This window comes from Citrobacter sp. CK206, assembly GCF_030333125.1.
In the GTDB taxonomy this organism is placed as follows: domain Bacteria; phylum Pseudomonadota; class Gammaproteobacteria; order Enterobacterales; family Enterobacteriaceae; genus Citrobacter_B; species Citrobacter_B koseri.
In genome coordinates, this window is sequence record NZ_JAOWGM010000020.1 from 442,341 (window position 1) to 468,274 (window position 25,934).

Consider the following 25,934-nt stretch of genomic DNA (forward strand, 5'->3'; position numbering starts at 1 on the left):
TTATCCTGTAGGCCGGAGCAGAGGTTAAACTTTAAACACCGCTACCGTCTGGGTCAGACGCGCCGCCTGCTCTTCAAGCGCAACGGCGGCAGTCGCCGACTCTTCCACCAGCGCGGCGTTCTGCTGCGTCACGCGATCCATCTCCGCCACCGCCAGGCCAACCTGGTCAATGCCGCGACTTTGTTCATCAGATGCAGAGGCAATCTCCCCCATGATGTCGGTCACACGCGTTACCGCACTGACAATTTCCACCATCGTTTCCCCCGCTTCATGCACCAGCGCGGAACCCGCGCTGACCCGATTACCGGAGTCATCAATCAGCGTTTTGATCTCTTTCGCCGCCTGCGCGCTACGCTGCGCCAGCGTGCGCACCTCGCCAGCGACCACCGCAAAGCCACGGCCCTGTTCGCCCGCGCGAGCGGCTTCCACCGCCGCGTTCAGCGCCAGGATATTGGTCTGGAATGCGATACCGTCGATAACGCTGGTGATCTGCGCGATTTTGCTGGAGCTGGTGGCAATTTCATCCATCGTGCGCACAACGCCGTCCACTACGTTGCCGCCTTTCTGCGCCGTCTCAGAGGCATTTTTTGCCAGGCTGGACGCCTGACGTGCGTTGTCGGCGTTCTGTCTCACGGTTGCGGTGAGTTGTTCCATACTGGCGGCAGTCTCTTCCAGCGATGCGGCCTGCTGTTCAGTACGCGAAGAGAGATCGCTACTGCCTGTCGCAATTTCACCCGCACCGGTATAGATCGTGTCAGCGCCTTCACGTACCACGCTGACCGTGTTCGCCAGCGCCTGCTGCATCTCATGTACGTTATGCGCCAGCAGCGCCATTTCATTACTGCCTTCGGTATGGATATTGCGCGTCAGGTCGCCTGCCGCAATATGGCGGATATGTTCCATAACATCATGTAACGGTTTAAGTAAGACACGCTGCATTGCCAGCCAGCTAATCACGATCACCGCGACAACCGCCAGCATAACGGCCGCCAGAATCCACAGAATGCGCTGGTAGTCCTGTTCATTTTGTTGAATGCCCGCGTTCGTCAGTTCGGCCTGCGCGGCACGCCATTCCAGGTACACGTCCTGCATCGCCGTCTGTTTTTGTTCCGCATTCTGTTTGAACATCTCTTCCAGTTGTCCTGCGGCAAGGAAGGTATTCATTTTCGCCAGCGTCGCGGAGTAGATGCCGTACTGCTCTTCCAGACGGTCGGCCAGGTGTTCATCCAGCCCCGGCGTTTCTGGCAGCGCGTAATATTTATCGTAATGACGCTGCGCATCAGCCAGCAGAGCATTCGCCGTCTTCACCAGTTCATTTAGCTGACCGCCGTTGATCTCATTGGCCATGCTGCTTTGCAGGCGCAACATGCCGCGGTTAAGCGTGACGCGCGCCTGGTTCAGGCTGATCCAGGCATCGGTAAACTCCGCGACGTTCTGGCTGGAACGCTGCGATACGGTAAAATTTTGCTTATCGTTATTAAGCGCGCTGATAAAAACGCCCGCCGAAATAAGCTGCATCGCGCCGAGGGCGAGTAACACGATAATCAGTAAGGTTATAACTTTGATTCGTTTGAACATTTGTTGCCTTTTACTATGCAGGTATTGTCAGAGGTCTAACTATCGGCAGTGCCGCCGGCATATTTAATTTTGTCCGGCGGCTTGCCGCGCGTATTCCTGCCCTTTTCAATAAGATTCAGCACGTTAAGGCACAAACATTTTTTGTGATGGTCATCACATTTTATTCTGACCCGAAAGGGTTATATCTTCGGCTTAAAGATGTATTTAAAATACATCTTATATTATTGAGAATGAGGTAACGGCTATGTCTTTTCGCGATCAACCTTTAGGTGAACTGGCGCTCTCTATTCCTCGCGCCTCGGCGCTGTTTCGTAAGTACGATATGGATTACTGCTGCGGTGGTAAGCAGACGCTCGCGCGCGCTGCTGCACGTAAAGAGCTGGATGTAGAAGCCATTGAAGCAGAACTGGCACAGTTGGCTGAACAACCGATTGAGAAGGACTGGCGTACCGCGCCGTTGGCCGAAATTATCGACCACATTATCGTGCGCTACCACGACAGACACCGCGAGCAACTGCCGGAGCTGATCCTGCAAGCCACCAAAGTGGAACGCGTTCACGCAGACAAACCCAGCGTACCGAAAGGTCTGGCGAAATACCTGACTATGCTGCATCAGGAACTTTCCAGCCACATGATGAAAGAAGAGCAGATCCTGTTCCCGATGATCAAACAAGGCATGGGAAGCCAGGCAATGGGCCCGATTAGCGTCATGGAAAGCGAACACGATGACGCTGGCGAATTGCTGGAAGTGATCAAACACACCACCAACAACGTCACGCCGCCGCCAGAAGCCTGCACCACCTGGAAAGCGATGTACAACGGCATTAATGAAATGATTGACGATCTGATGGAACACATCAGTCTGGAAAACAACGTCTTGTTCCCGCGCGCACTGGCCGGGGAATAATGTGTAGCCGGATGGCGCTAACGCTTATCCGGCCTACAATCCGTAGGCCCGGTAAGCTTTACGCCACCGGGCATCAAGATTAACGCACTCCTGCCATACGTTTCTTACCGATAAACAGCCAGCCCAGCCCCAGCGCAATAAACCACAGCGGCGTGACGATCAGCGCCTGACGGGTATCATCTTCCAGCGTCAGCAGTACCAGCACAAAGACGAAGAACGCCATACACACCCAGCACATCAGCTTACCAAGCGGCATCTTATAGATGGACTTCTCATGCAGGTGCGGACGCTGCTTACGGTACACCAGGTACGAGCAGAGAATGATGGTCCAGACAAACATGAACAGAATAGCCGACACCGTCGTGATCATGGTGAACGCGCCAATCACGCTCGGATTGATGTACAGCATCACCACGCCGCCCAGCAGACAGATACAGGAGAAGGTCAGCCCTTTCGCCGGCACCGCGCGCTTAGACAATTTAGCGAACGCTTTCGGCGCCACGCCCTCTTGCGCCAGACCAAACAGCATACGGCTGGTAGAAAACACGCCGCTGTTGGCGGAAGAGGCCGCAGACGTCAGCACCACGAAGTTAATCAGGCTGGCGGCGGCCGGCAGTCCTACCAGTACAAACAGCTCAACAAACGGGCTTTTGGTTGGTACTACCGAGCTCCACGGCGTGACCGACATAATGATGATCAGCGCAAAAACGTAGAACATGATGATACGAATCGGGATTGAGTTAATCGCGCGCGGCAGGGATTTCTCCGGGTCTTTGGTCTCTGCGGCGGTGGTGCCCACCAGCTCAATCCCCACGAACGCGAATACCGCTATCTGGAAGCCCGCAAAGAAGCCGCTGATCCCTTTCGGGAACCAGCCGCCATCATTCCACAGATGAGTAAACGACGCGTCAACCCCGGTCGGTGATTTGAAGTGCATCATAACCATCACCAGACCGACGACGATCAGCGCCACGATAGCGACAATCTTGATCATCGCAAACCAGAACTCCATCTCGCCGAACATTTTCACGGTCGCAAGGTTAAGGCTCAGCAGCAGAACAACGACCGCCAGCGAGGCGACCCAGTCTGAAAGGCCGGGGAACCAAAACTGCGCATAGGCGGTAATCGCAACGACGTCCGCCATCCCGGTGACCACCCAGCAGAACCAGTAAGTCCAGCCGGTGAAATATCCCGCCCACGGCCCGAGCAGGTCGGAAGCGAAATCACTGAAGGATTTATATTCCAGATTCGAGAGCAGCAATTCACCCATTGCCCGCATGACGAAAAAGAGCATAAAACCGATGATCATATAAACGAAAATGATCGACGGCCCGGCGAGGCTGATCGTTTTACCAGAGCCCATAAATAAGCCGGTGCCGATGGCGCCGCCAATCGCAATAAGCTGAATATGACGGTTTGTGAGATTGCGCCGTAGCGACTGTTCAGCCGGTGCCTGTTCGTCGGCAACGACTTTTACCTGATCTACCATGTTTTTTCTTCCTGTACCTGTCTGTGTTGTGCAGGCTCTGCGGCCTTTAGTGCGTCATATGATACGACGATCCTGTTATCAGGACTCATCGATATTAGGTAAGAATCGGCGGGATGAATACTAAGATTTAGATATAATGTTAATTATATGTTTAAAGTGAGTGTCATATCACTCTGGCAACGCGAATTAGCTCACAAAAATACACGCAATGGCTACATTTGCAAGATAAAATATCGACATCTGGCTAACTTACGGTTTTCTTGCATATTTTCTGTTCCCCCCAACAAAGAGGGGAACAGAAGTCACTGCTTACAGGATTTCCAGCAGTTCTACGTCAAACACCAGAGTGCTGAACGGAGGAATGGACGCGCCCGCGCCACGCTCGCCGTAGGCCAGTTCCTGAGGGATAGTCAGTTCCCATTTGGAACCAACCGGCATCAGGGTCAGCGCTTCAATCCAGCCTGGGATCACGCCGTTCACCGGGAATTCAGCCGGTTCGCCGCGCGCAACGGAGCTGTCAAAGACGGTGCCGTCGATCAGTTTGCCGGTGTAGTGTACGCGTACACGGTCAGTACGCGCCGGAATCGCGCCTTCACCCTGGGTGATCACGCGGAATTGCAGACCGGATTCGGTGCTGTTCACACCCTCTTTCTCACGGTTTTCTTCCAGATATTTGACGCCATCTGCCGCCATTGCCTGGAAACGTTCGCGACGTACGGCATCCGCACGTTCGTGAATTTCACGCAGCGCGCGATGCACCACATCAACAGGCACTGCCGGGTGTTTGCCTTCCAGCGCATCAGCGATACCTGCCACCAGCGCTTCAGGCAACAGACCTTCCAGACCGGATTCGCTCAGCTGCTGCCCTACCTGTAAACCAATGCCATAGCTTGCTTGCGCTTCGATAGTGTCAAAAGTCGGGGTTGCCATCATATTTCCTTTCATCGGAGGTAAAGTAGCGGGCAGCATAGCAGCCACGTCTCTTCCGGTAAAACTTTGTCTCGGGAAGAGATGACAAATCGCGGGGAAAAAGAAACAATAAGAATAACCCATGCTGATGTCACGAAAGCGGGTATAACTACGAACATCATAGCGTTAGGCATCTATACTCTATGATTGAGGAACGAGACGCGGAGCAGGAGGAAAGCCATGCCCGGGCGCTTTGAACTAAAACCAACCCTGGCGAAAATCTGGCATGCACCGGACAATTTTCGCATCATGGACCCGCTGCCGCCTATGCATCGCCGTGGCATTATTATTGCCGCTATCGTGCTGGTGGTCGGTTTTCTGCTTCCCTCGAATGATACCCGCGATACGCCCGTCGTCACGCGTAATGTCCAGACAGATATCCAGTCACAGTCGCAACCGCCGACAGAAGCCGAACTTCAGGCGCAACTGGTTGCCCCGCAAAACGATCCGGGACAGGTTGCCCCCGTAGCGCCGGAACCCATCCAGGAAGGTCAACCGGAAGAGCCGCCGCAGACGCAGCAATCCCAGCCGCAAACACAGCCTTTCCAGCAGAATGGGGGAATTGACCAGCAGTGGCGCTCCTATCGCGTGGAGTCAGGTAAAACGCTGGCGCAGTTGTTCCGTGACCACGGCCTACCGCCAACGGACGTTTACGCGATGGCGCAGGTTGAAGGCGCAGGCAAGCCGCTGAGCAATCTGAAAGATGGCCAGATGGTGCAGATCCGCCAGAATGCGAATGGCGTGGTGACAGGATTGACCATCGATACCGGTAATGACCAACAGGTTCTGTTTACCCGTCAGCCAAACGGCAGCTTTATTCGCGCCCGTTAAACGCGCAAATTGCCGGATGGCGGCGTCGCCTTATCCGGCCTACGGCACCCGCGATTGCAGGCCTGATAAGCGGTAGCGCCATCAGGCGTTACCGCTTCACCTTGTTCACCCACCAGATCCCCGAACACACCAGCACCAACGCAACCGCATATTTCAATTCAAAAATATTTTCGCCGAGGAAAATCGCCGACAGCACCGCACCAGAAACCGGAATCAGGAAGTTAAACGGCGCAATCATCCCGACGCGGTTGTACTTGAGCAAAATACTCCACAGCGCAAAAGCAACAGACGAGAGCAGCGTCAGATAGCCCAGAATCGCCACAGAAGCGAGGCCGTGCACGGAGAGCGAGCCGCCGAAGGCATAGCCGCCAATCACCAGCGCCAGGCCGCCGATGCCAAGCTGATAGCCCGTCATCACCGTTGGGTCAACCGTCTGCGAAATACGTTTACCGTAAAGGGTCGCGGCAGAAAGAATAAAAGCAGCCAGCACCACGGAGCCATCACCCAACAGGCTAAAGCTGAAATCCATCAGCCCGCTGTTGAAGTTCACCACCATCACCCCGGCAAAGCCAAGAATACAGCCGAGGGTTTTGTTGTAGCTCAGTTTGTCGTTCTGGTAGATGAAGTGCGCCAGCAGCACGCTAAAAAAAGTGCCTGTGGCATTCATGATCGATCCTTTCACGCCCGTGGTGAACGCCAGACCGATATAGAAAAAGATATATTGCAGCGAGGTTTGCGTCAGCCCCAGCAGGGTCAGTTGACCAAACTGGCGCGGGCTTAAGCGGCCGATCGGTTTACGCTGCGCCATCGCCAGCAACAGCAGCAATAACCCCGCGAACAAGAAACGGTATCCGGCAAAGACAATTTTTGACGGGATATCATCTGTCGCAATCTGAAAGATCTCATACCCGCTTTTTATCGCCGGGTAGGCGCTTCCCCATAACAGACAACAAAATGCCGCCCCCAGATAGACAACGTTTTTACGCGCGAACAGGGGCTGCTGGTGGGTTATCTCCATTCCATCACCACTTTGAAATAATGTTTTATTTTTTATTATCCCGAAAAGGGTAAAGAATAGCCAGTGCGAAAAACAGGGGGGCAGAAAAGCAAAACGCCAGCACAAGGCCGGCGTTTTTACGCGATAGAAGAATAAAACTTATTCAGCTACTACGTTTACAGTCAGTTTAGCGAATACTTCGCTGTGAACCTGGAAGTTCACTTCGTGCTCACCAGTGGTACGCAGAACGCCGTTCGGCAGACGAACTTCGCTCTTAGCCACTTCAACGCCTGCTGCTGTTACAGCGTCAGCGATGTCGCGAGTACCGATGGAACCGAACAGTTTACCTTCGTCGCCGGCTTTGGACGCGATGGTTACGGTTTCCAGGGCGTTGATTTTCTCTGCGCGTGCATTTGCAGCAGCCAGAACGTCAGCCAGTTTAGCTTCCAGTTCAGCGCGACGTGCTTCGAAGAACTCAACGTTTTTCTTGGTAGCAGGAACAGCTTTACCCTGTGGTACCAGGAAGTTACGAGCGTAGCCCGCTTTAACGTTAACCTGATCACCCAGGCTACCCAGGTTTGCTACTTTATCAAGCAGAATAACTTGCATTACCTTATCCTCTCAAAGTCGTATTAATGGACCGTGGCCGATTACTGATGACGATCAGTGTACGGCAGCAGGGACAGGTAGCGAGCGCGTTTGATAGCGCGAGCCAGCTGACGCTGGTATTTTGCACGGGTACCGGTGATACGGCTTGGGACAATCTTACCGCTTTCGGTGATGTAGTTTTTCAGCGTAGCGATATCTTTATAGTCGATCTCTTGAACGCCTTCCGCGGTGAAACGGCAGAACTTGCGACGACGGAAATAACGTGCCATATGGCTAGTCTCCAGAATCTATCAATTCAATCTGCTCGGCATGCAGAACCATTTTGCTCAGGCCGTTCTTTGCCTTGTGGCAAGAGATGAACCCCTGAACGGTTATGCGGCTGCCGACCGTTATACTGTGAGTAATGGCCTGGTTTTCGTGTCCGCTAACAATAACGGGCATTTGACACCACGCCTGCCGGTGAAACCCGGCTTCCTCCTGCACAGAACGATGCTCAAGCACGAACTGGCAGTGCGGAATTCCTGATGGACTGACCTTTCGAAGGGGCATCCTGCACACGGTGCCGGACAACGCCAGACGGTTGGTCATCAGAAATTACTCTTCAGAATCCCCAGCATCTGCATCATCTGCGGTTTCGTTTGCGAAATCATCGCGACGCTCACGGCGCTCGTCTTTCGCTTTAACCATCGGAGATGCTTCGGTAACAGCGTGCTTAGTACGCATTACCATGCTACGGATAACGGCATCGTTGAAGCGGAAGTTAGTTTCCAGCTCATCGATCACTTCCTGCGGCGCTTCAACGTTCAGCAGAACGTAGTGAGCTTTGTGCAGTTTGTTGATCGGGTAAGCCAGCTGACGGCGGCCCCAGTCTTCCAGACGGTGGATCTTGCCTTCTGCACCAGTGATTGCACCAGTGTAGCGCTCGATCATGCCCGGAACCTGTTCGCTCTGGTCAGGATGGACCATAAAAACGATTTCGTAATGACGCATCGAATTGCTCCTTACGGATTATTCAGCCTCCTGTCTGGGTCAGCCGAATCCCGGGGAGGCAAGGAACGTGTTAAAGGTCGGCTGAAAAATGACGCGTCATAATACTTGCGCCCATGAGGAAACACAAGTTGATTGCGCAAAAATTCACACGAAGCGCAAAGACAGGTTAACCATGTGATTTAAAATTAATCACATGGCATCGCGCCAATTTTTTGAACAACTGCATCAGAAATGGTCGCTATCGACTTCGCTGGTAGCGATTAAAATTAAATCAGAAGCAATTCACTTACAGGAGATATTGCTAACCAGACACAGCAGTCGAGGAGGTACAGTATGCGAGCGCGTGTTATGACCCTTCTGGCTGCGCTTTTGCTCAGTGCAAACGCGATGGCAGCCATCAAAATCGATAATCACCAGGCACGAAATATGGATGATGTGCAGAGCTTAGGCGTGATTTATATAAACCATAACTTCGCCACTGAAAGTGAAGCAGATCAGGCATTGAATGAAGAGACAGATGCGCGAGGCGCAACGTACTACCACGCCATCCTGACCCGGGAACCGGGAAGTAACGGCAACATGCGCGCCAGCGCGGATATTTATCGCTAGCACCAGGAAAAACCAACGAGAACATTGCCATAGTTTGACTTGCCCCCTTCACCGGGGGCTTTTTTATGGCAAAAGCGGCCCCGGAATCAGGCCGGTAACATCCCGAAGGAAGTAATGATTCCAGGGCACGTGTCTTACTTTTGTCCGTAATAGGCGTCAGGCCCATGCTTACGCATAAAATGTTTATTCATTAAATAATCGTCGATCGGGCTGAGCGCCGGATTGATACCGCGAGCAATCCATGCCATCCGCGCGACCTCTTCCATCACCACCGCATTATGCACGGCGTCATGCGCATCTTTGCCCCAGGCGAACGGCCCGTGCTGATACACCACGACGCCAGGCGTATGCAGCGGCTGACCGTCACCCAGCGTTTCGATAATCACATGGCCGGTGTTCAGCTCATATTCACCCTGCACTTCTTCTTCGGTTAACGCCCTGGTACAGGGGATATCGCCAAAGAAGTAGTCCGCATGGGTCGTGCCCAGCGCCGGGATCGCCAGCCCTGCCTGCGCCCACGCCGTGGCATGCGTAGAGTGCGTGTGCACGATGCCGCCCAGCGAAGGGTAACGACGGTACAGCGCCAGATGCGTGGCGGTATCGGAAGAAGGCCGCCACTGCCCTTCCACCACATTGCCCTGGAGATCCACCACCACCATATCGTCCGCTTTCATAGTTTCATAAGCCACCCCGCTAGGCTTAATGACCACCAGCCCGCGCTCCCTGTCGATCGCGCTGACGTTGCCCCAGGTGAAAGTCACCAGGCCATAACGCGGCAAATCCATATTGGCTTCAAAAACGTGCTGCCTGAGTTTTTGCATTATGCTGTCTCCACCAGACCGGCGCTGGCCATACGCGCTTTCACCCAATCACGCGCTTTCGCCACCTCACGCGCCGGATCGTCCGACGTTTCACTCCACATCTCAATCAGGTATGGCCCGCAATACCCACTCTGCTTGAGCGTGGCGAAACAGCGTTCAAAATCGACGACACCTTCACCGAACGGCACGTTCTTGAACACGCCTGGCTTCGTATCTTTGACATGAACCGCGACGATATGCCCCATTCCAGCCTGCAACTCCATCTGCACATCGTTATCCCAGGCTGACAGATTGCCAATATCAGGATAAAGCTGGAACCACGGGTTATTAAGATAGTGCGCATAACCCAGCGCTTTGCTGATGGAGTTCATCAGAGGGTAATCCATGATCTCCATCGCCAGCGTGACCTGAGCACGGCTTGCCATCTCGACGCTCTCTTTCAGCCCATCACGAAAACGACGGCGCGTTTCATTGTTGGCCTCCTGATAGTACACGTCGTAACCCGCAAGCTGGATGACGCGAATACCGATATCCTGCGCAAACTGAATGGCTTTACGCATGATCTCCAGCCCTTGCGCACGTACAGCATCATCTTCGCTGCCCAACGGAAAGCGACGATGCGCGCTCAGGCACATGGACGGCACCCGCACGCCGGTCTCCGCGATAGCGCTCACCAGCGCCAGGCGCTGCTCACGGTTCCAGTCGAGGCGCGCCAGGCGGGCATCGGTTTCATCGACAGACATTTCAACGAAATCGAAGCCCAGTTCTTTCGCCAGCCGCAGGCGATCCAACCAGCACTCCCCGGCGGGGAGCGCTTTTTCGTAGATGCCAAGCGGAGTCTGTTTAGACAGCATATCCGCTCCTTATCCCCACAACTGGGCGATAGAACGTTTGAACTGACGCGCGGCTTCAACCGGAGAGGCGGCGTCGCGAATGCTGCGACCAGCAATAAAGACATGGATTGGAATGCCCTTAAACAGCGGCAGGTCTTCCAGCGCCAGGCCGCCGGTCACGGTCACTTTAAAGCCCATATCAGAGAGACGTTTGATCGCGCTGATATCCGCTTCGCCCCAGGCCACGCCAGCGGCCTGTGCATCACGGCTACGGTGATAAACCACCTGCTGGATCCCCGCATCACGCCACTCCTGCGCCTGCTCCCAGGTCCAGTAGCCGGTCAGTTCAATCTGCACATCGCCGTTAAACTCTTGCGCCACTTCCAGCGCGCCTTTGGCGGTGTTGATATCCGCGCAGCAGATAACCGTCACCCAATCCGCGTTGGCTTCAAAGCACATACGAGAAAGAATTTTCCCCGCGTCCGCAATTTTGGCGTCAGCCAGCACGATCTTATGCGGATAAAGCGCTTTCAGATCGCGTACCGCACGTACGCCTTCACCCACGCACAGGATGGTGCCAACTTCGATAATATCGACTTCTTCCGCGATCAGGCGGGTCGTTTCGTAAGCGTGGGACAGCGTCTGGTTATCCAGCGCAACTTGCAACATAGGTAATGACATTTCTATTCCTTACTTAAACTGCCGCCGCAGTGGCGTTATCAATTAAATCCAGCACATCCTGCTCGGTACGGCAGGCGCGTAAACGGTCAAAGTTGGCTTCATCTTCAAACAGGTTGACGATTTGCATGATGCCGTCTTCCTGATGCGCGCGGGCATCCACTGCCGCCAGCGTGATGAGGATATCGACCGGGTCATTATCTTCGTGGTTGAAGACCATCGGCGTTTTCAGCGTCACCAGCGCGAAGCCGGTTTTTTTGACGCCCTCTTCCGGGCGGCCATGCGGCATCGCCAGGCCTGGCGCAATCACAAAATACGGACCAAAACGCTCTACGCCATCAAGAATGGCCTGGTAGTAACGCGGCTCCACAACATCCGCTTCCACCAGCAGGTCTACGCCGATTTTCACCGCCTCCTGCCAGGTGCTCGCTTCTGCATTCAGGCGAATGGACTTATTCTCCGCCAGCGAATCACGTAATTTCATGCTGCGTCCTTATTTCAGGTCGTTCGGAAAGTGCTCTTTGATCACTTCCATCAGTTTCGGACCAAAATCAGCGGCGGAAAGCATATTGCGCACACCCACCACATATTTATTACCGGAAACGGTGATTTCGCTGGCGACGTGCGTCGAGGCAATAATGATGTCCGCACCGTTCAGCTCACTTTTGTACTCACCCACCGCGCAACTATTTACCGTGTGCGCAACGCCCTGCTGCGTCAGAAACTGGTCAACTTTCATTTTCATGATCATTGAACTGCCTTGCCCACAACCACAAACAGCCAGAATACGTACGGTCATAATCGGAACTCCTTATTAAGCAGAGTGTTCTGCCAGTTGTTTTTCTGCATCTTCTTCAGCGCGCAATGTGCGCCCTGCGAAGAACATATAAGCCAGTGAAATCAGTATCATGACGCTCATAAACATCAGCCCGATGCTGACGAAGCCTTGCATCATCGGAGGCGCCAGAATCGACCAGTCAGCCATTCCCATCCAGGCGCTCATACCGGTCAGTTTCACCGCCCAGACGCAGCCAAAGATTTCGATCATGCCCATAACCAGGCAAATCTTGAGCGCCGCGCGCCAGCCGCCAAAGTGGTTAGCGAACACGCCAATCGTGGCGTTAGAGAAGAACATTGGGATAAAGCCAGGGATGATCAGAATGGAGGAGCCGCAACCTACCAGAATACCAACGGCGATCAGCTGACCAATCGTGCCCCACATAAAGCCCCAGACCACCGCGTTCGGCGCGAAGCTATAAATCGCCGCACAGTCAATCGCCAGCACAGCACCGGGGATCAGACGCTGAGAGATACCGTTAAATGCTTCGGACAGTTCGGCGACAAACATGCGCACGCCCTGCGTGATGATGAAAATAGCGACGGCGAACTGGAAGCCGGTTTGCAGGATATAGATAGACCAGTGCGTTTTACCCGCCATCGCCTGAACCACATCCAGGCCAAAAGAGAGCAGGATCGCGCCGAAGAAGATGGTCATGACAATTGCCGTGGAGACGATATTGTCGTGGAAGATATTCAGCCAGCCGGGCAGTTTGAGATCTTCAACGCTCTCTTCTTTTTTACCGAGATATGGCGCGACTTTATACGCCAGCCATGCGGCAAACTGTTGCTGGTGACCAATGGAGAAACCACAGCCGTCTGTGACTTCCTGCGTCGGCTTATACATCATATTGGAGGTGATCCCCCAATACAGGGACACCAGAACCGCCGTGCAGATAATGGTGGTCCACATCGGATAACCGAAGATGTAGAAGAACACCGCGATCAGCCCCGCCTGCTGGAACATGATATGCCCGGTAAGCATGATGGTGCGAATCCCGGTAATCCGGCGCAGCAGCACGTAGCCGATATTCAATGCCAGCGCTAACAGCACGGCATACCCGACCCAACTGTAAGCATCGCCCATGCGCTCGATCGTCGCCATCATGGAGGCGTAAGTATCAGAAATCGCGCCGTTGATGCCATACACCTCAGACATCTTCGCCACGACGGGCTTAAAGGTACTGGTCAGGATGCCGGACCCTGCCTGTAATAACATGAAACCAATAATGGTTTTTATCGTACCTTTGATAATAACGCTGACACTTTTGCGTAGGAGGATATAGCCCAGACAGGTGACAATACCCAGTAGCAGCGGAGCATTGGTCATAACCTGGTTAAAGAAAACGGTAAAGATGTTGTAGAGGATCTCCATAACGATCTCCAGTAGACGAAGTTGCTGAGCTCTGCGTACGCTCAGGTTGTTGTGTCACCACTCTAATTTTCAAAAGTAATCACAACAAGATTGAATTTGATTAATTGTGACGCACCACGCAAATAATTCCCACACTTCAGAAAAGGATTAACCCGACGTTAACCAGCCATCAATAAAACCCATTTCAATCAAATAGATATATTTAATTTCAATAGTTATACGCCCTTCATTACGTTCTCCTTTACTTCCAGACCGCCCTGCACAAGCAAAAATATGCCGTTGCCATCTTGAAAAAATAATGTCAGGATTAATCAAAACCAATCATACACTGATTTAATTTGAACAAACATGAAGGTAAATGCGATGAGTAAAGTGAAAAGTATCACGCGTGAATCATGGATCCTGAGCACCTTTCCTGAGTGGGGAAGCTGGCTGAATGAAGAGATCGAACAGGAACAGGTCGCGCCCGGCACATTTGCTATGTGGTGGCTCGGTTGCACCGGCATCTGGCTGAAATCAGAAGGCGGCACCAACGTATGCGTTGATTTCTGGTGCGGCACCGGCAAACAAAGCCACGGCAATCCGTTGATGAAAACGGGCCATCAGATGCAGCGCATGGCAGGGGTGAAGAAATTGCAGCCGAACCTGCGCACCACGCCGTTTGTTCTCGATCCTTTCGCGATTCGCCAGATCGATGCCGTGCTGGCCACTCACGATCATAACGATCATATCGACGTCAACGTCGCCGCAGCGGTGATGCAAAACTGCGCTGACGATGTGCCTTTCATCGGGCCGCAAACCTGCGTTGACCTGTGGATAGGCTGGGGCGTGCCGAAAGAGCGCTGCATCGTGGTCAAACCGGGCGATGTTGTGAAAGTGAAAGATATCGAAATTCATGCGCTTGATGCGTTTGATCGTACTGCGCTCATCACGCTTCCGGCCGATCAAAAGGCGGCGGGCGTACTGCCGGACGGCATGGATGCGCGCGCGGTGAACTACCTGTTCAAAACGCCGGGCGGTACGCTGTATCACAGCGGCGACTCCCACTACTCCAACTACTATGCGAAGCACGGCAATGAGCATCAGATCGACGTGGCGCTCGGCTCCTATGGCGAGAACCCGCGTGGCATCACCGACAAGATGACCAGCGCCGACATGCTGCGTATGGCGGAAGCGCTGAACACGAAAGTCGTGATTCCGTTCCACCATGATATCTGGTCGAACTTCCAGGCCGATCCGCAGGAAATCCGCGTTCTGTGGGAAATGAAAAAAGATCGCCTGAAGTATGGCTTCAAGCCGTTTATCTGGCAGGTTGGCGGTAAGTTCACCTGGCCACTGGATAAAGACAACTTTGAATATCACTACCCGCGTGGTTTTGATGACTGCTTCACGATGGAACCGGATTTACCGTTCAAATCCTTCCTGTAATTGTTCTCCGATGCCGGGTTTTCCCGGCATTTTTCTATATTTACTTTAGTATTTTCAGGCTATTTCAAATATCATCTTTTAAAATCAATTCGTATCGGAATAGCTCATGACTGAAGCACAAAGACATCAAATATTGCTGGATATGCTGGCGCAATTGGGCTTTGTTACCGTCGAGAATGTGATCGAACGTCTGGGGATCTCCCCAGCCACGGCGCGTCGGGATATCAACAAGCTCGATGAGAGCGGAAAGCTCAAAAAAGTGCGTAATGGCGCCGAAGCGATCGCTCAGCAACGTCCACGCTGGACGCCGATGAATCTGCATCAGGCGCAGAACCACGATGAAAAAGTGCGCATTGCTAAAGCGGCAGCGCAACTGGTGAATCCCGGGGAAAGCGTGGTGATCAACTGTGGATCGACCGCCTTTCTGCTGGGCAGAGAAATATGCGGTAAGCCGGTGCAGATCATCACCAACTATCTCCCGCTGGCGAACTATCTGATCGATCAGGAACATGAAAGCGTGATCATCATGGGAGGTCAGTACAACAAGAGCCAGTCCATCACGCTTAGTCCCCAGGGCAGCGAAAACAGCCTGTATGCCGGGCACTGGATGTTTACCAGCGGCAAAGGCCTGACCGCAGACGGTCTGTATAAAACCGATATGCTCACCGCTATGGCCGAGCAGAAAATGCTCAGCGTGGTCGGAAAGCTGGTGGTGCTGGTGGATAGCAGCAAGATCGGCGAGCGCGCAGGCATGTTGTTCAGCCGCGCCGATCAAATAGACACGCTGATTACGGGCAAAAATGCTAACCCTGACATTCTGCAACAGCTTGAAGCGCAAGGCGTTAGCATTCTGCGCGTTTAAAGATGCTGGCGGAAAAACGACACCGTTGCCGCCAGCGCCTCTGGCGTAATACGGTGGCGTACGCCTGCTTCCCACAGACAGGTCAGGTTCTGATCCCTGTTCGCCTGAATCAGCGCCTGTTGTAAGCGGAACGTTTCCACCGCAGGGACGACGTCATCTTCCTGTCCATGCCATAGCAGCAGCGGCCGGTCGGCCAGTTTTGGCAACTGATGCGCCACCTCCCACTCAGCCAGGGGAGCAATGATGTCGTCAAATTCTCGCTGTTGCTCAGGCGTCTCAGGAATTAATGGCGGAAAAAGCGTATGCGCCAGTCGGGTGAAATAACCCGACCCCATCAGGCTGGCGACGCATTTTACCTCCGGGTGGCGGGCCATGATCCCCAGCGCCGTCATACCGCCCATTGATGCGCCCCCCACGGCCAGACGTTCTTCCAGCACCCAGTTTTCCTGTTGAACTGCCGCACGTAACGCAGCGAATTCCTGCATGTTTTGCCGCAGAATCTGCCAGAATTGGGTCATTCGCCCCTGCGCATCACCGCTAAACCGCGCGCCATGCTCGGGCGCATCCGGCATGATAACCCGGAACCCGGCCTGCGCCAGAGCAACCGCAAAGTAGCTATAGACCAGGCTGGAAGAGGTAAAACCGTGGTAAAAAATAATACATGGAAGGGGCGTGTCACGTTTACCGTCAGGAAACGCGTGGAGTATGGAATGTCCTGCCAGGTACCGTGTTTCTATTTTTATCATATATCCCCCTTTCTCTGATATGCCACGGAGAAATACATAACTCAAGTTAATGAGTACGGCAATGATTCATAATGTTGAGAAGTGGATTACGCTTTCACTCTATTTTCATTCGAAAATCGCGTGAGAGATAACAATTTGGGAACATTCCCCCTAAAGGAAATTAATAAGGCACTACACTATGGCTATCAGTAAACGAGATAGAGTTATGCGCCGGTTCGCCCCATTGATGCTGGTACTGTTTTTAAGCGCCTGTAGCGTATTGCAAGGGACGCCGCAACCAGCACCGCCAGTCGCTGACCATCCTCAGGAAATTCGCCGTGACCAGACACAAGGGTTGCAGCGCATGGGAACGGTAAGCTCAATGGTTCGGGGTTCTCCTGACGATGCTGTGGCAGAGATCAGAGCGAAAGCCGCCGCCGCTAAAGCAGATTATTACGTTATTTTGTTGGTTGATGAAACCATCGTAACAGGCCAATGGTATTCGCAAGCCATCCTGTATCGTAAATAGCGGAAGGTTGAAATTTAGTCAGCTTTACATTGCTTTGCGCCTCTATGCGTTTACCTGTGCACAATGAAATCATGGGATGACCGCAATGGAATGCCCTGTTGAATGCGGGGTCACGTAAAAGGAGCTGACGATGAAACGATCTCTTGCCTTATCCTCACTGCTGCTTTCTGCCGGCCTGGTGAGTACGACGGCGCAGTCTGCCGAATTCGCCAGCGCGGACTGCGTAACGGGCCTGAATGAAATTGGTCTGATATCCGTGAGTAATATTTCGGGAAATCAGCAGGATGTGGAACGTATCATTGCGTTAAAAGCCGATGAGCAGGGCGCTTCGTGGTATCGGATTATCCAGATGTACGAAGAACAGCAGCCCGATAACTGGCGCGTACAAGCCATACTTTATGCGTAACAGATTGCCTGATGGCGTAAACTTATCTGGCCTGCACCGATCGCAGGCATGATAAGACGTGCCCACGCCGCCATCAGGCAAATCGTTATCGCAATCCCCCCGTTGCCCGCAGCAACAGATCATTTTGCACCTGTTCAGACAGGCGTAACACGCCGCGCGTGTCCAGCATCATTTGGCACCAGGCCTGTGCCAACGGCGGAGAAGCATAGCGCAGCATTTGCGCCCCGCAGCCGAGCAGGAACAGCTGCTGTGTTATCTCCCGCCCCTGCACTTCATCGGATTTGCGCAAGCGCTGTTGCAGCTGACGTACCGCCCGATCATAATGCCGATCCTGCCCTTTGACCTCCGCAAAAGCCTCGTTGAGCAGCTCATAGACGCCGGTCTGTTTACTCAGCACCCGCAGCACGTCCAGACACATGACGTTTCCCGACCCTTCCCAGATGCTGTTGACCGGCATCTCACGATACAGGCGCGGCAGCTCGCTCTCCTCGCAATAGCCAACGCCACCGAGCACTTCCATCGCCTCGGCAACAAAGGGGATGCCACTTTTGCAAATAGCAAACTTCACGGCTGGCGTGAACAAACGCGCCCGGAGCGCTTCTTTCGGGTCGCCACGACGATCCCACGCACGAGCCAGACGAAACAGCAGCGCCGTCTGGCCTTCAAGCTGGAGCGCCATACGACTTAAAACCTGCCGCATCATGGGCTGATCAATCAAAGACTTGCCGAACACCTGCCGCTGATGCGCGTGGTAAATCGCCACGGAAAACGCCCGGCGCATCATACTATGACTGCCCAACGCGCAATCAAAGCGGGTCATCCCTCCCATCTTCAGTATGTGACGAATCCCCTCGCCTTCCTCACCCAGTAGCCAGCCTACCGCATCCTGAAACTCAACCTCGCAACTGGCATTAGAGCGGTTGCCCAGTTTGTCTTTCAACCGCTCAAGGCGAACGCCGTTTCGCTGCCCGTCAGGCAAAAAACGCGGGACAAAAAAGCAGGATAATCCGCCTTTCGTCTGCGCCAGCACCAGGTGCGCGTCGCTTTGCGGCACGGAGAAAAACCATTTGTGCCCCACCAGGCGCCAGGCGCCGTCGTCCAGTCGCTCTGCCCGGGTGGTGTTACTCAGCACATCGGAGCCGCCCTGCTTTTCCGTCATGCCCATGCCAATCAGCAGGCCGCGTTTTTGCCCACCGGGCAGGAGGTGTGAATCATAGCGATCGCTGCGTAGCGGCGTTAACCAGTCGTGGAAGGGGGGCGGCAGCATCTGTAGCAGCAGCGGCGTGGCGGCAAAAGTCATCGTAACTGGACACAACGTGCCCGCTTCCACCTGCGCATGCAACATGAAACGCGCAGCCCGCGCGACAAACGCCCCCTGCCTGGCGTTCTCTTCCCAGGCCAGATTATGCACACGGTTAGCGCACAAGCCCTGCATCAGCAAATGCCAGGCGGGATGAAAACGGACATCGTCCAGCCGCTGCCCTTGTGGATCGTAACGTAGCAGTTCAGGTGGAAAGGCGTTCGCCAGCCGCCCCAGCTCCAGCGACTCCGCAGTGCCCAATTGTTGACCGATGCTGGCGAGAAGATCGCTGTCCCAGCCCGCGCCTTCACGGGCGACCGCCTCGCAAAGCGCGCCATCAGACAGGAATAAATTGCTGTTGTTGAGCGGTGCCGGTTGGTTAAAAACGGTATGCGTTTGCCAGTGCATTGTGTTTCCCTCCGTCAATGGCAGTCGCATTAAGTATGGTCAGCCTGCGGGGGACACGCCTGGGATAACGGTCACAAAAAAGCCATCCCGAGGGATGGCTTCATCAGTCAAAAGCGCTTAGCTGCGCTGTCGCACCGCTTCAAACAGGCAGATCCCGGTCGCGACGGAGACGTTCAGCGACGACACGCTGCCCGCCATCGGAATGCTAATCAGCTCATCACAGTGCTCGCGGGTCAGACGACGCATCCCTTCGCCTTCAGCGCCCATGACCAGCGCCATCCGGCCGGTCATTTTGCTCTGGAACAGCGTATGGTCAGCTTCGCCCGCCGTACCGACAATCCAGATATTCTCTTCCTGCAACAGACGCATGGTACGCGCCAGGTTGGTCACACGGATCAGCGGCACGCTTTCGGCTGCGCCGCAGGCCACCTTTTTCGCCGTTGCATTAAGCTGTGCGGAACGATCTTTCGGCACAATGACCGCATGTACGCCAGCGGCGTCTGCGCTACGCAGACAGGCGCCGAGGTTATGCGGATCGGTCACGCCGTCGAGGATCAGCAGGAAGGGATTGTCGAACTTCGCGATCAGATCAGGAAGATCGTTTTCCTGATACTGGCGTCCCGGCTTCACGCGCGCAATGATCCCCTGATGTACCGCACCCTCGCTTTTTTCATCAAGATACTGGCGGTTCGCCAGTTGGATCACCACGCCCTGCGCTTCCAGCGCATGGATCAGCGGCAGCAGGCGTTTATCTTCCCGCCCTTTCAGAATAAAGACGTCCTGAAAGCGCTCTGGCGCACGTTCCAGCAGAGCCTGCACCGCGTGGATGCCGTAAATCATTTCACTCATTGATGGTTCTCATTGATCAATTTTGCCGGGCGGCGCGATGCCTGCCCGGTCTACAGTACAAACGCCCTCTCCACGCAGGGGGAGAGGGGGAAATTACTCAGCTGACTTTTTCTTCGCCGCGCGCTTCGCTTTTGTCGCGGCAGCGATTTTCTGCGTCTTTGCCGATGGATTTTTGGCTTTCTTCTCTTTCTTCGCCTTACCTTTCGCTTTCTCGCCGCGGAAGGCGCTATCCGGTTCGAAATTCACCTTTTTACCCACCTGACGACGCTTACCGGCATTTTTAGCCGTTTCGCCTCTTTTCGCTTTCTCACGCGCGGTTTTACCGACGTTGCGCGGGGCGCGTTCGCTGGAGATCAGGCTAAAGTCAATTTTACGCTCATCCATATTGACCGCTTCGACGCGGACTTCCACGCGGTCGCCCAGACGGTAGGTCTGGCCGCTGGATTCCCCCATCAGACGCTGCCCTACCTGATCGAAACGGTAGTAATCGTTGTCCAGCGAAGAGACGTGTACCAGACCATCAATAAACAGTTCATCCAGACGAACAAAGAAGCCGAACCCGGTTACGCTGGAAATCACCCCTTTAAAGACGTTCCCCACCTGATCCAGCATGAAGTCACACTTCAGCCAGTCAGAGACGTCGCGCGTGGCTTCGTCAGCACGGCGCTCGGTCATAGAACAGTGCTGGCCCAGTTGCAGCATCTCTTCCATCGAATAGTGGTAGCCGCCCGTTTCCGTCGTGTTGCCCTTATGCCCTTGCTCATGCGCCAGCAGATACTTAATGGCGCGGTGCAGCGACAGGTCAGGATAACGGCGGATCGGCGAGGTAAAGTGCGCGTAAGACTGCAATGCCAGACCAAAGTGGCCACGGTTTTCTGGATCGTAAATTGCCTGTTTCATTGAGCGCAGCAGCATGGTTTGCAGCATTTCCGCGTCAGGCCTGTCGGCAATCGACTCCAGCAGCTCCGCATAATCACGCGGTTCCGGCTTATTGCCGCCCGGCAATTCCAGCCCCAGCTCCGCCAGAACGGAACGGAAGGAGGTAATCGCCTCGGTGCTCGGCTTGTCGTGAATACGGAACAGCGCAGGCTCTTTGGCTTTCTCAACGAATCGCGCCGCCGAGATATTCGCCAGAATCATGCATTCTTCGATCAGCTTGTGTGCGTCATTACGCTGCGTCTGCTCGATACGTTCAATGCGACGTTCAGCATTGAAGATAAACTTCGCTTCTTCGCTTTCAAATGAGATGCCGCCACGCTCTTCGCGGGCGTTATCCAGCACTTTGTAGAGGTTATGCAGCTCTTCGATGTGCCTGACCAGCGGCGCATACTGCTCGCGCAGGTCCTGGTCGCCCTGTAACATATGCCAGACTTTGGTATACGTCAGGCGCGCATGGGAACTCATCACCGCTTCGTAGAATTTATAGCCGGTTAAACGCCCTTTTGATGAAACGGTCATTTCGCAGACCATACACAGGCGGTCAACCTGCGGGTTCAGCGAGCACAGGCCATTGGAGAGCACTTCCGGCAGCATCGGCACAACCTGCGACGGAAAATAGACCGACGTCCCACGGTTGCGCGCTTCGCGATCCAGCGGCGTTGGCGGACGCACATAATAACTTACGTCAGCGATAGCCACCCACAGGCGCCAGCCGCCACCGCGTTTCTTCTCGCAGTAAACCGCATCGTCAAAGTCACGGGCGTCTTCGCCATCAATCGTCACCAGCGGTAAGTCGCGCAGATCCACACGGCCTGCTTTCGCCTCTTCCGGCACTTCTTCTTTCAGGCCGGCAATCTGCTGTTCTACCGCCTGCGGCCAGATATAAGGAATTTCATGGGTGCGCAGCGCCATATCGACAGCCATGCCAGTGCCCATGTTATCGCCGAGAACCTCAACGATTTTACCAACCGCTTTAGTGCGGCGGGTCGGGCGCTGAGTGAGTTCCACCACCACCACAAAGCCCATGCGCGCGCCCATCACCTCTTCAGGCGGGATCAGGATGTCGAAGCTCAGACGGCTATCGTCCGGCACCACAAAGCCCACGCCCGCATCGGTAAAGTAACGACCGACAATCTGGCTGGTTTTCGGCACCAGAACGCGCACGATACGCGCTTCGCGGCGGCCTTTACGATCGGCCCCCAGCGGCTGCGCCAGTACCTGATCGCCATGAATGCAGGTTTTCATCTGCTCACTGGAGAGATACAGGTCATCTTTACGTCCTTCGACACGCAAAAAGCCGTAGCCATCACGGTGGCCGATAACGGTACCTTTCAGCAGGTCGAGGCGTTCCGGCAGCGCATAGCACTGGCGGCGGGTGAAAACCAGCTGTCCGTCGCGTTCCATCGCGCGCAGACGGCGGCGCAGGGCTTCCTGCTGCTCTTCACCTTCAATGTTCAGTTCCGCAGCCAACTCATCACGGTTGGCTGGTTTTTCACGTTTTGTTAAATGTTCGAGGATAAATTCCCGGCTCGGGATAGGGTTAGCGTATTTTTCAGCTTCACGTTCCAGGAAAGGATCTTGTGACATGGCGGTTCCTCCGTTGTCAGCTCTGATGAAGATTTTCGTCACTCCACCAGCAATAATTTATAAAGCGGTTGATTCTCTTCAACCAAATCGGCAAGCGTGTAGTTATCCAGTTCCTTGAGAAAACTTTGCACGGCCTTCGAAAGTGCCTGCTTGAGTCGGCAGGCAGGAGTAATGTGGCAAAATTCGCTGCTGCAATTTACCAGAGATAAAGGTTCCAGCTCACGAACCACATCACCGATAACAATAACATTAGCCGGTTTACCCAGGCGGATACCGCCATTTTTTCCTCGAATAGCAGTAACGAAGCCCGCCCGGCTAAGTTGATTGATTATTTTGACCATATGATTACGGGACACGCCGTAGACTTCTGTCACCTCAGAAATACTGGTCATACGTCCTTCGGGTAGCGACGCCATATAGATTAGCGCACGTAATCCGTAATCGGTGAAACTCGTTAACTGCACATCAACCTCAGGAAAAGGGGAAAACGGGATAAACCAGGTTGTATTAATTACATTGATGATAAACCAGCCACCAGCCAGGTCGCTAATTTATTTCAGTTCGGGAAGGAAAAAAGCGAGGATCTTACGCTGTATTAAGCCGGATGGCGGCGAAAAGCGCCTTATCCGGCCTACAGTGTGAACAGGTCTGATAAGCGCAGCACCATCAGGCACTGCGCCATGACCCCAAATTATGCGTCAAACGGGTCACGCAGAATCATCGTTTCAGTACGATCCGGGCCGGTAGAAATAATATCAATCGGCACGCCGGTCAGTTCTTCGATACGTTTGATGTAGTTCAGCGCCGCCTGCGGCAGGCCGCTGCGATCCTTCACGCCAAAGGTGGACTCAGACCAACCCGGCATGGTTTCGTAGATCGGCTCGATGCCTTCCCAGTCATCCGCTGCCAGCGGTGTGGTGGTTACTTCACGGCCATCCGGCATACGGTAAGCCACGCAGATTTTCACCTCTTCCAGACCGTCCAGCACGTCCAGTTTGGTCAGGCAGAAGCCAGACAGGGAGTTGATCTGCACCGCACGGCGCACAGCAACGGAGTCCAGCCAGCCGGTGCGACGACGACGACCGGTGGTGGCGCCGTATTCGTTACCCTGCTTGCACAGGAACTCGCCGGTGTCATCAAACAGCTCAGTCGGGAACGGACCCGCGCCCACGCGAGTGGAGTAAGCTTTGATGATACCCAGAACGTAGTCCACATAACGCGGCCCCAGGCCAGAACCGGTCGCTACGCCACCCGCAGTGGTGTTAGAGGAGGTAACGTACGGATAAGTACCGTGGTCGATATCCAGCAGCGTACCCTGCGCGCCTTCGAACATGACGAAATCGCCACGCTTACGCGCCTGGTCCAGCAGATCGGAAACATCAACAACCATAGAGGTCAGGATGTCGGCGATTGCCATCACATCATCCAGCACTTTCTGGTAGTCAACGGCTTCCACTTTGTAGAAATTCACCAGCTGGAAGTTGTGATATTCCATCACTTCTTTCAGTTTTACAGCGAAGGTAGCTTTATCGAACAGATCGCCAACGCGCAGACCGCGACGAGCCACTTTGTCTTCATAAGCCGGGCCAATACCACGACCGGTGGTGCCGATCGCTTTCGCGCCACGCGCTTTCTCACGCGCGTTATCCAGCGCAACGTGATAATCAAGGATCAGCGGACAGGCTTCAGACAGCAGCAGGCGCTCACGGACAGGGATACCACGGTCTTCCAGTCCTTTCATCTCTTTCATCAGCGCAGCCGGAGACAGCACAACGCCGTTACCGATGATGCTGGTAACATTCTCACGAAGAATACCTGATGGAATAAGATGGAGGACGGTTTTTTCACCGTTGATTACGAGAGTATGGCCTGCGTTGTGACCGCCCTGGTAGCGTACAACATATTTAGCCCGTTCAGTCAGAAGATCGACGATCTTTCCTTTACCTTCGTCACCCCATTGGGTGCCCAGTACGACGACGTTGTTACCCATTTTTCAAAATCACCGTTTGCTTAAAAATGGATTCTACCATCGCTTTTTCAGATATACAGCACTTTTTGCATGCTAAGATCGGCAAATACGACTACTTTTTGATCAGCCAATCGTTTTCCTCAACATGTAGTAGACAACAACTCCGGCAACCACAAGACCGCCGCCAAAACGACGTAAAACATTTTCCGGCAGTTGCGTCATGGCAGAGATCATTTTCTTCCAGGCGCGGGGATACAGCATCGGGCCTAAACCTTCCAGTACCAAAACGAGGGCAAGCGCCAGCCAGATAGTTGAATTCATCCATCGTCCTTATATAAAAAGAAAACCACCGCCTCCCTGAGGATGCCGGTGGTTTTGTTCATCTAAAACCGTTGATACGATTTTAACGTGTTGCCGTATTCGGTGTCTTCATGTAACGGAAGAAATCGCTGTCCGGGCTCATGATCATCACGTCCTGATTGCCTTCGAAGCTCTTCTCGTAAGCACGCAGGCTACGGATGAAGGCGTAGAAGTCCGGGTCCTGACTGAAGGCATCGGCAAACAGTTTCGCGGCTTCGGCATCACCTTCACCACGCGAAATGCGGCCCTGACGCTCGGCTTCCGCCAGCGTTCTGGTCACTTCATAGTCGGCGGTCGCGCGCAGTTTCTCCGCTTCTTCCTGACCCTGTGAACGGTGACGACGGGCTACCGCTTCACGCTCGGCGCGCATACGGTTGTAAATCGCCTCAGATACTTCGGTCGGCAGGTTGATCTGCTTGATACGCACATCCACCACTTCGATACCTAACGCCGCCATACTGTTCGGGTTGATCACCGGCACTTTGCCATTGGTTTCTGCCGCAACGCGTTCAGCCGCTTCGGCAATCGCGCTATCCGCCGCCGGAGTCGCCACTTCATCTTCCGTTCCCGCAGAACCGGAGTTCAGCGCGTCACGCACTTCCAGCGTTAAACGACCACGGGAATCGGTCACGATGTCTTTCACATCCAGACGACCAATCTCAGAGCGCAAACGGTCAGAGAACTTACGTTTCAGCAGCACTTCGGCCTGAGAAACATCGCCGCCGCCTGTCGCCAGGTAGTAACGGCTGAAATCGCTGATGCGCCATTTGATGTAGGAGTCAACGATCAGGTCTTTTTTCTCTTTGGTTACAAAGCGATCGGCCTGGTTGTCCATCGTCTGGATACGCGCATCAAGCGTTTTCACCGACTCAATGAACGGGATCTTAAAGTGCAGGCCCGGCTCATAAACCAGCGGTTTGTTTTCATCGTCACGCAGAACTTTACCGAAACGCAGCGTAATTCCGCGCTCGCCTTCTTTGACAACAAAGACAGACATGTACAGCACTACCAGCACGATGATGATAATCGCAATAACTGACTTACGCATC

General features: G+C 54.0%; 29 protein-coding genes. 7 read left to right on the forward strand and 22 right to left on the reverse strand.

All coding sequences use genetic code 11. The features are described from left to right. Positions 1 to 24 precede the first annotated feature (24 nt). Positions 25 to 1,578 carry a methyl-accepting chemotaxis protein gene (locus tag OGX81_RS02845; protein ID WP_110123664.1) on the reverse strand — a complete coding sequence of 518 codons (1,554 nt, stop codon included), beginning with the start codon at positions 1,576 to 1,578 and terminating at the stop codon, positions 25 to 27. 244 nt (positions 1,579 to 1,822) lie between these two features. Between OGX81_RS02845 and ytfE the strand changes: the two genes are divergently transcribed. Beyond that, positions 1,823 to 2,485 (forward strand): iron-sulfur cluster repair protein YtfE, encoded by a 663-nt coding sequence (gene ytfE, locus OGX81_RS02850; protein WP_012134400.1) that lies wholly within the window; start codon positions 1,823 to 1,825, stop codon positions 2,483 to 2,485. Between the two features lie 79 nt (positions 2,486 to 2,564). Here the strand turns inward: ytfE and cycA are convergent, their stop codons facing one another. Together cycA and bamJ are read right to left on the reverse strand one after the other, a co-directional pair. Then, positions 2,565 to 3,974, reverse strand: coding sequence for a D-serine/D-alanine/glycine transporter (gene cycA / locus OGX81_RS02855; RefSeq protein WP_104867859.1), 1,410 nt, complete (start codon positions 3,972 to 3,974; stop codon positions 2,565 to 2,567). 309 nt (positions 3,975 to 4,283) lie between these two features. Further along, the gene (gene bamJ / locus OGX81_RS02860) at positions 4,284 to 4,904 is read right to left on the reverse strand and encodes a BamJ family beta-barrel-assembly machinery protein (protein ID WP_024130787.1); all 621 of its coding nucleotides are present in this window, start codon (positions 4,902 to 4,904) and stop codon (positions 4,284 to 4,286) included. A gap of 219 nt (positions 4,905 to 5,123) precedes the next feature. On the opposite strand from bamJ, the gene OGX81_RS02865 reads away from it, so the two are divergent. Continuing rightward, positions 5,124 to 5,774 carry an OapA family protein gene (locus OGX81_RS02865; protein ID WP_012134403.1) on the forward strand — a complete coding sequence of 217 codons (651 nt, stop codon included), beginning with the start codon at positions 5,124 to 5,126 and terminating at the stop codon, positions 5,772 to 5,774. Positions 5,775 to 5,862: 88 nt separating this feature from the next. On the opposite strand, the gene OGX81_RS02870 is transcribed toward OGX81_RS02865, so the two are convergent. The 5 genes from OGX81_RS02870 to rpsF all read right to left on the reverse strand — a co-directional run bounded on the left by OGX81_RS02870 (position 5,863) and on the right by rpsF (position 8,370). Then, positions 5,863 to 6,792 (reverse strand): DMT family transporter, encoded by a 930-nt coding sequence (locus OGX81_RS02870; RefSeq protein ID WP_049010943.1) that lies wholly within the window; start codon positions 6,790 to 6,792, stop codon positions 5,863 to 5,865. A 138-nt stretch (positions 6,793 to 6,930) separates the two neighbouring features. Further along, positions 6,931 to 7,380, reverse strand: a complete 450-nt coding sequence (rplI, locus tag OGX81_RS02875) for a 50S ribosomal protein L9 (RefSeq protein ID WP_012134405.1) — start codon at positions 7,378 to 7,380, stop codon at positions 6,931 to 6,933. 41 nt (positions 7,381 to 7,421) lie between these two features. Then, positions 7,422 to 7,649 (reverse strand): 30S ribosomal protein S18, encoded by a 228-nt coding sequence (gene rpsR, locus OGX81_RS02880; RefSeq protein WP_000135199.1) that lies wholly within the window; start codon positions 7,647 to 7,649, stop codon positions 7,422 to 7,424. A 4-nt stretch (positions 7,650 to 7,653) separates the two neighbouring features. Continuing rightward, on the reverse strand, positions 7,654 to 7,968 hold the full coding sequence (priB, locus tag OGX81_RS02885) for a primosomal replication protein N (RefSeq protein ID WP_012134407.1): 315 nt from the start codon (positions 7,966 to 7,968) through the stop codon (positions 7,654 to 7,656). A 6-nt stretch (positions 7,969 to 7,974) separates the two neighbouring features. Further along, complete coding sequence (rpsF, locus tag OGX81_RS02890) at positions 7,975 to 8,370, reverse strand: 30S ribosomal protein S6 (protein ID WP_012134408.1); 396 nt, start codon at positions 8,368 to 8,370, stop codon at positions 7,975 to 7,977. Between the two features lie 333 nt (positions 8,371 to 8,703). Between rpsF and yjfY the strand changes: the two genes are divergently transcribed. After that, positions 8,704 to 8,979 (forward strand): DUF1471 family protein YjfY, encoded by a 276-nt coding sequence (yjfY, locus tag OGX81_RS02895; protein WP_024130788.1) that lies wholly within the window; start codon positions 8,704 to 8,706, stop codon positions 8,977 to 8,979. A gap of 134 nt (positions 8,980 to 9,113) precedes the next feature. On the opposite strand, the gene OGX81_RS02900 is transcribed toward yjfY, so the two are convergent. The 6 genes from OGX81_RS02900 to ulaA are packed head-to-tail and all read right to left on the reverse strand — an operon-like array spanning position 9,114 to position 13,523. Next, complete coding sequence (locus OGX81_RS02900; protein ID WP_012134412.1) at positions 9,114 to 9,800, reverse strand: L-ribulose-5-phosphate 4-epimerase; 687 nt, start codon at positions 9,798 to 9,800, stop codon at positions 9,114 to 9,116. Beyond that, complete coding sequence (locus tag OGX81_RS02905; RefSeq protein ID WP_012134413.1) at positions 9,800 to 10,654, reverse strand: L-ribulose-5-phosphate 3-epimerase; 855 nt, start codon at positions 10,652 to 10,654, stop codon at positions 9,800 to 9,802. The genes OGX81_RS02900 and OGX81_RS02905 overlap by 1 nt, the downstream gene beginning before the upstream one ends. A gap of 9 nt (positions 10,655 to 10,663) precedes the next feature. Continuing rightward, positions 10,664 to 11,314 (reverse strand): 3-keto-L-gulonate-6-phosphate decarboxylase UlaD, encoded by a 651-nt coding sequence (gene ulaD, locus OGX81_RS02910; RefSeq protein WP_024130789.1) that lies wholly within the window; start codon positions 11,312 to 11,314, stop codon positions 10,664 to 10,666. Positions 11,315 to 11,327: 13 nt separating this feature from the next. Continuing rightward, entirely contained in the window at positions 11,328 to 11,795 is a 468-nt protein-coding gene (gene ulaC, locus OGX81_RS02915; RefSeq protein ID WP_012134416.1) for a PTS ascorbate transporter subunit IIA, read from the reverse strand. A 9-nt stretch (positions 11,796 to 11,804) separates the two neighbouring features. Then, a complete protein-coding gene (gene ulaB / locus OGX81_RS02920; protein WP_024130790.1) occupies positions 11,805 to 12,110 on the reverse strand; it encodes a PTS ascorbate transporter subunit IIB in 306 nt (101 codons plus the stop codon). 15 nt (positions 12,111 to 12,125) lie between these two features. Next, positions 12,126 to 13,523 carry a PTS ascorbate transporter subunit IIC gene (gene ulaA, locus OGX81_RS02925; RefSeq protein WP_012134419.1) on the reverse strand — a complete coding sequence of 466 codons (1,398 nt, stop codon included), beginning with the start codon at positions 13,521 to 13,523 and terminating at the stop codon, positions 12,126 to 12,128. A 363-nt stretch (positions 13,524 to 13,886) separates the two neighbouring features. Here ulaA and ulaG point away from each other — a divergent pair, with 363 nt between their 5' ends. Next, complete coding sequence (gene ulaG / locus OGX81_RS02930) at positions 13,887 to 14,951, forward strand: L-ascorbate 6-phosphate lactonase (RefSeq protein WP_024130791.1); 1,065 nt, start codon at positions 13,887 to 13,889, stop codon at positions 14,949 to 14,951. A gap of 106 nt (positions 14,952 to 15,057) precedes the next feature. After that, positions 15,058 to 15,813 (forward strand): HTH-type transcriptional regulator UlaR, encoded by a 756-nt coding sequence (gene ulaR, locus OGX81_RS02935; protein WP_012134422.1) that lies wholly within the window; start codon positions 15,058 to 15,060, stop codon positions 15,811 to 15,813. On the opposite strand, the gene yjfP is transcribed toward ulaR, so the two are convergent. Next, positions 15,810 to 16,559, reverse strand: coding sequence for an esterase (yjfP, locus tag OGX81_RS02940; protein WP_047459445.1), 750 nt, complete (start codon positions 16,557 to 16,559; stop codon positions 15,810 to 15,812). The genes ulaR and yjfP overlap by 4 nt on opposite strands. 178 nt (positions 16,560 to 16,737) lie before the next feature. Between yjfP and bsmA the strand changes: the two genes are divergently transcribed. Together bsmA and yjfN are read left to right on the forward strand one after the other, a co-directional pair. Continuing rightward, positions 16,738 to 17,067: a biofilm peroxide resistance protein BsmA gene (gene bsmA, locus OGX81_RS02945; protein WP_104867860.1), complete on the forward strand. Its 330-nt coding sequence runs from the start codon at positions 16,738 to 16,740 to the stop codon at positions 17,065 to 17,067. A 130-nt stretch (positions 17,068 to 17,197) separates the two neighbouring features. Continuing rightward, the gene (gene yjfN, locus OGX81_RS02950; protein ID WP_012134425.1) at positions 17,198 to 17,473 is read left to right on the forward strand and encodes a DUF1471 family protease activator YjfN; all 276 of its coding nucleotides are present in this window, start codon (positions 17,198 to 17,200) and stop codon (positions 17,471 to 17,473) included. A gap of 85 nt (positions 17,474 to 17,558) precedes the next feature. Here the strand turns inward: yjfN and OGX81_RS02955 are convergent, their stop codons facing one another. The 7 genes from OGX81_RS02955 to hflC form a co-directional block, all read right to left on the reverse strand. Further along, on the reverse strand, positions 17,559 to 19,181 hold the full coding sequence (locus OGX81_RS02955) for an isovaleryl-CoA dehydrogenase (RefSeq protein WP_104867861.1): 1,623 nt from the start codon (positions 19,179 to 19,181) through the stop codon (positions 17,559 to 17,561). A 117-nt stretch (positions 19,182 to 19,298) separates the two neighbouring features. Beyond that, positions 19,299 to 20,030 carry a 23S rRNA (guanosine(2251)-2'-O)-methyltransferase RlmB gene (gene rlmB, locus OGX81_RS02960; protein WP_012134428.1) on the reverse strand — a complete coding sequence of 244 codons (732 nt, stop codon included), beginning with the start codon at positions 20,028 to 20,030 and terminating at the stop codon, positions 19,299 to 19,301. Positions 20,031 to 20,123: 93 nt separating this feature from the next. Further along, the gene (rnr, locus tag OGX81_RS02965; RefSeq protein WP_024130793.1) at positions 20,124 to 22,556 is read right to left on the reverse strand and encodes a ribonuclease R; all 2,433 of its coding nucleotides are present in this window, start codon (positions 22,554 to 22,556) and stop codon (positions 20,124 to 20,126) included. Between the two features lie 38 nt (positions 22,557 to 22,594). Next, a complete protein-coding gene (gene nsrR, locus OGX81_RS02970; RefSeq protein WP_024130794.1) occupies positions 22,595 to 23,020 on the reverse strand; it encodes a nitric oxide-sensing transcriptional repressor NsrR in 426 nt (141 codons plus the stop codon). A 227-nt stretch (positions 23,021 to 23,247) separates the two neighbouring features. Continuing rightward, on the reverse strand, positions 23,248 to 24,546 hold the full coding sequence (gene purA, locus OGX81_RS02975) for an adenylosuccinate synthase (RefSeq protein ID WP_012134433.1): 1,299 nt from the start codon (positions 24,544 to 24,546) through the stop codon (positions 23,248 to 23,250). Positions 24,547 to 24,648: 102 nt separating this feature from the next. Next, positions 24,649 to 24,846: a DUF2065 domain-containing protein gene (locus OGX81_RS02980; protein WP_024130795.1), complete on the reverse strand. Its 198-nt coding sequence runs from the start codon at positions 24,844 to 24,846 to the stop codon at positions 24,649 to 24,651. 82 nt (positions 24,847 to 24,928) lie between these two features. After that, positions 24,929 to 25,933, reverse strand: coding sequence for a protease modulator HflC (hflC, locus tag OGX81_RS02985; protein WP_012134436.1), 1,005 nt, complete (start codon positions 25,931 to 25,933; stop codon positions 24,929 to 24,931). Between the last annotated feature and the right edge of the window lies 1 nt (position 25,934).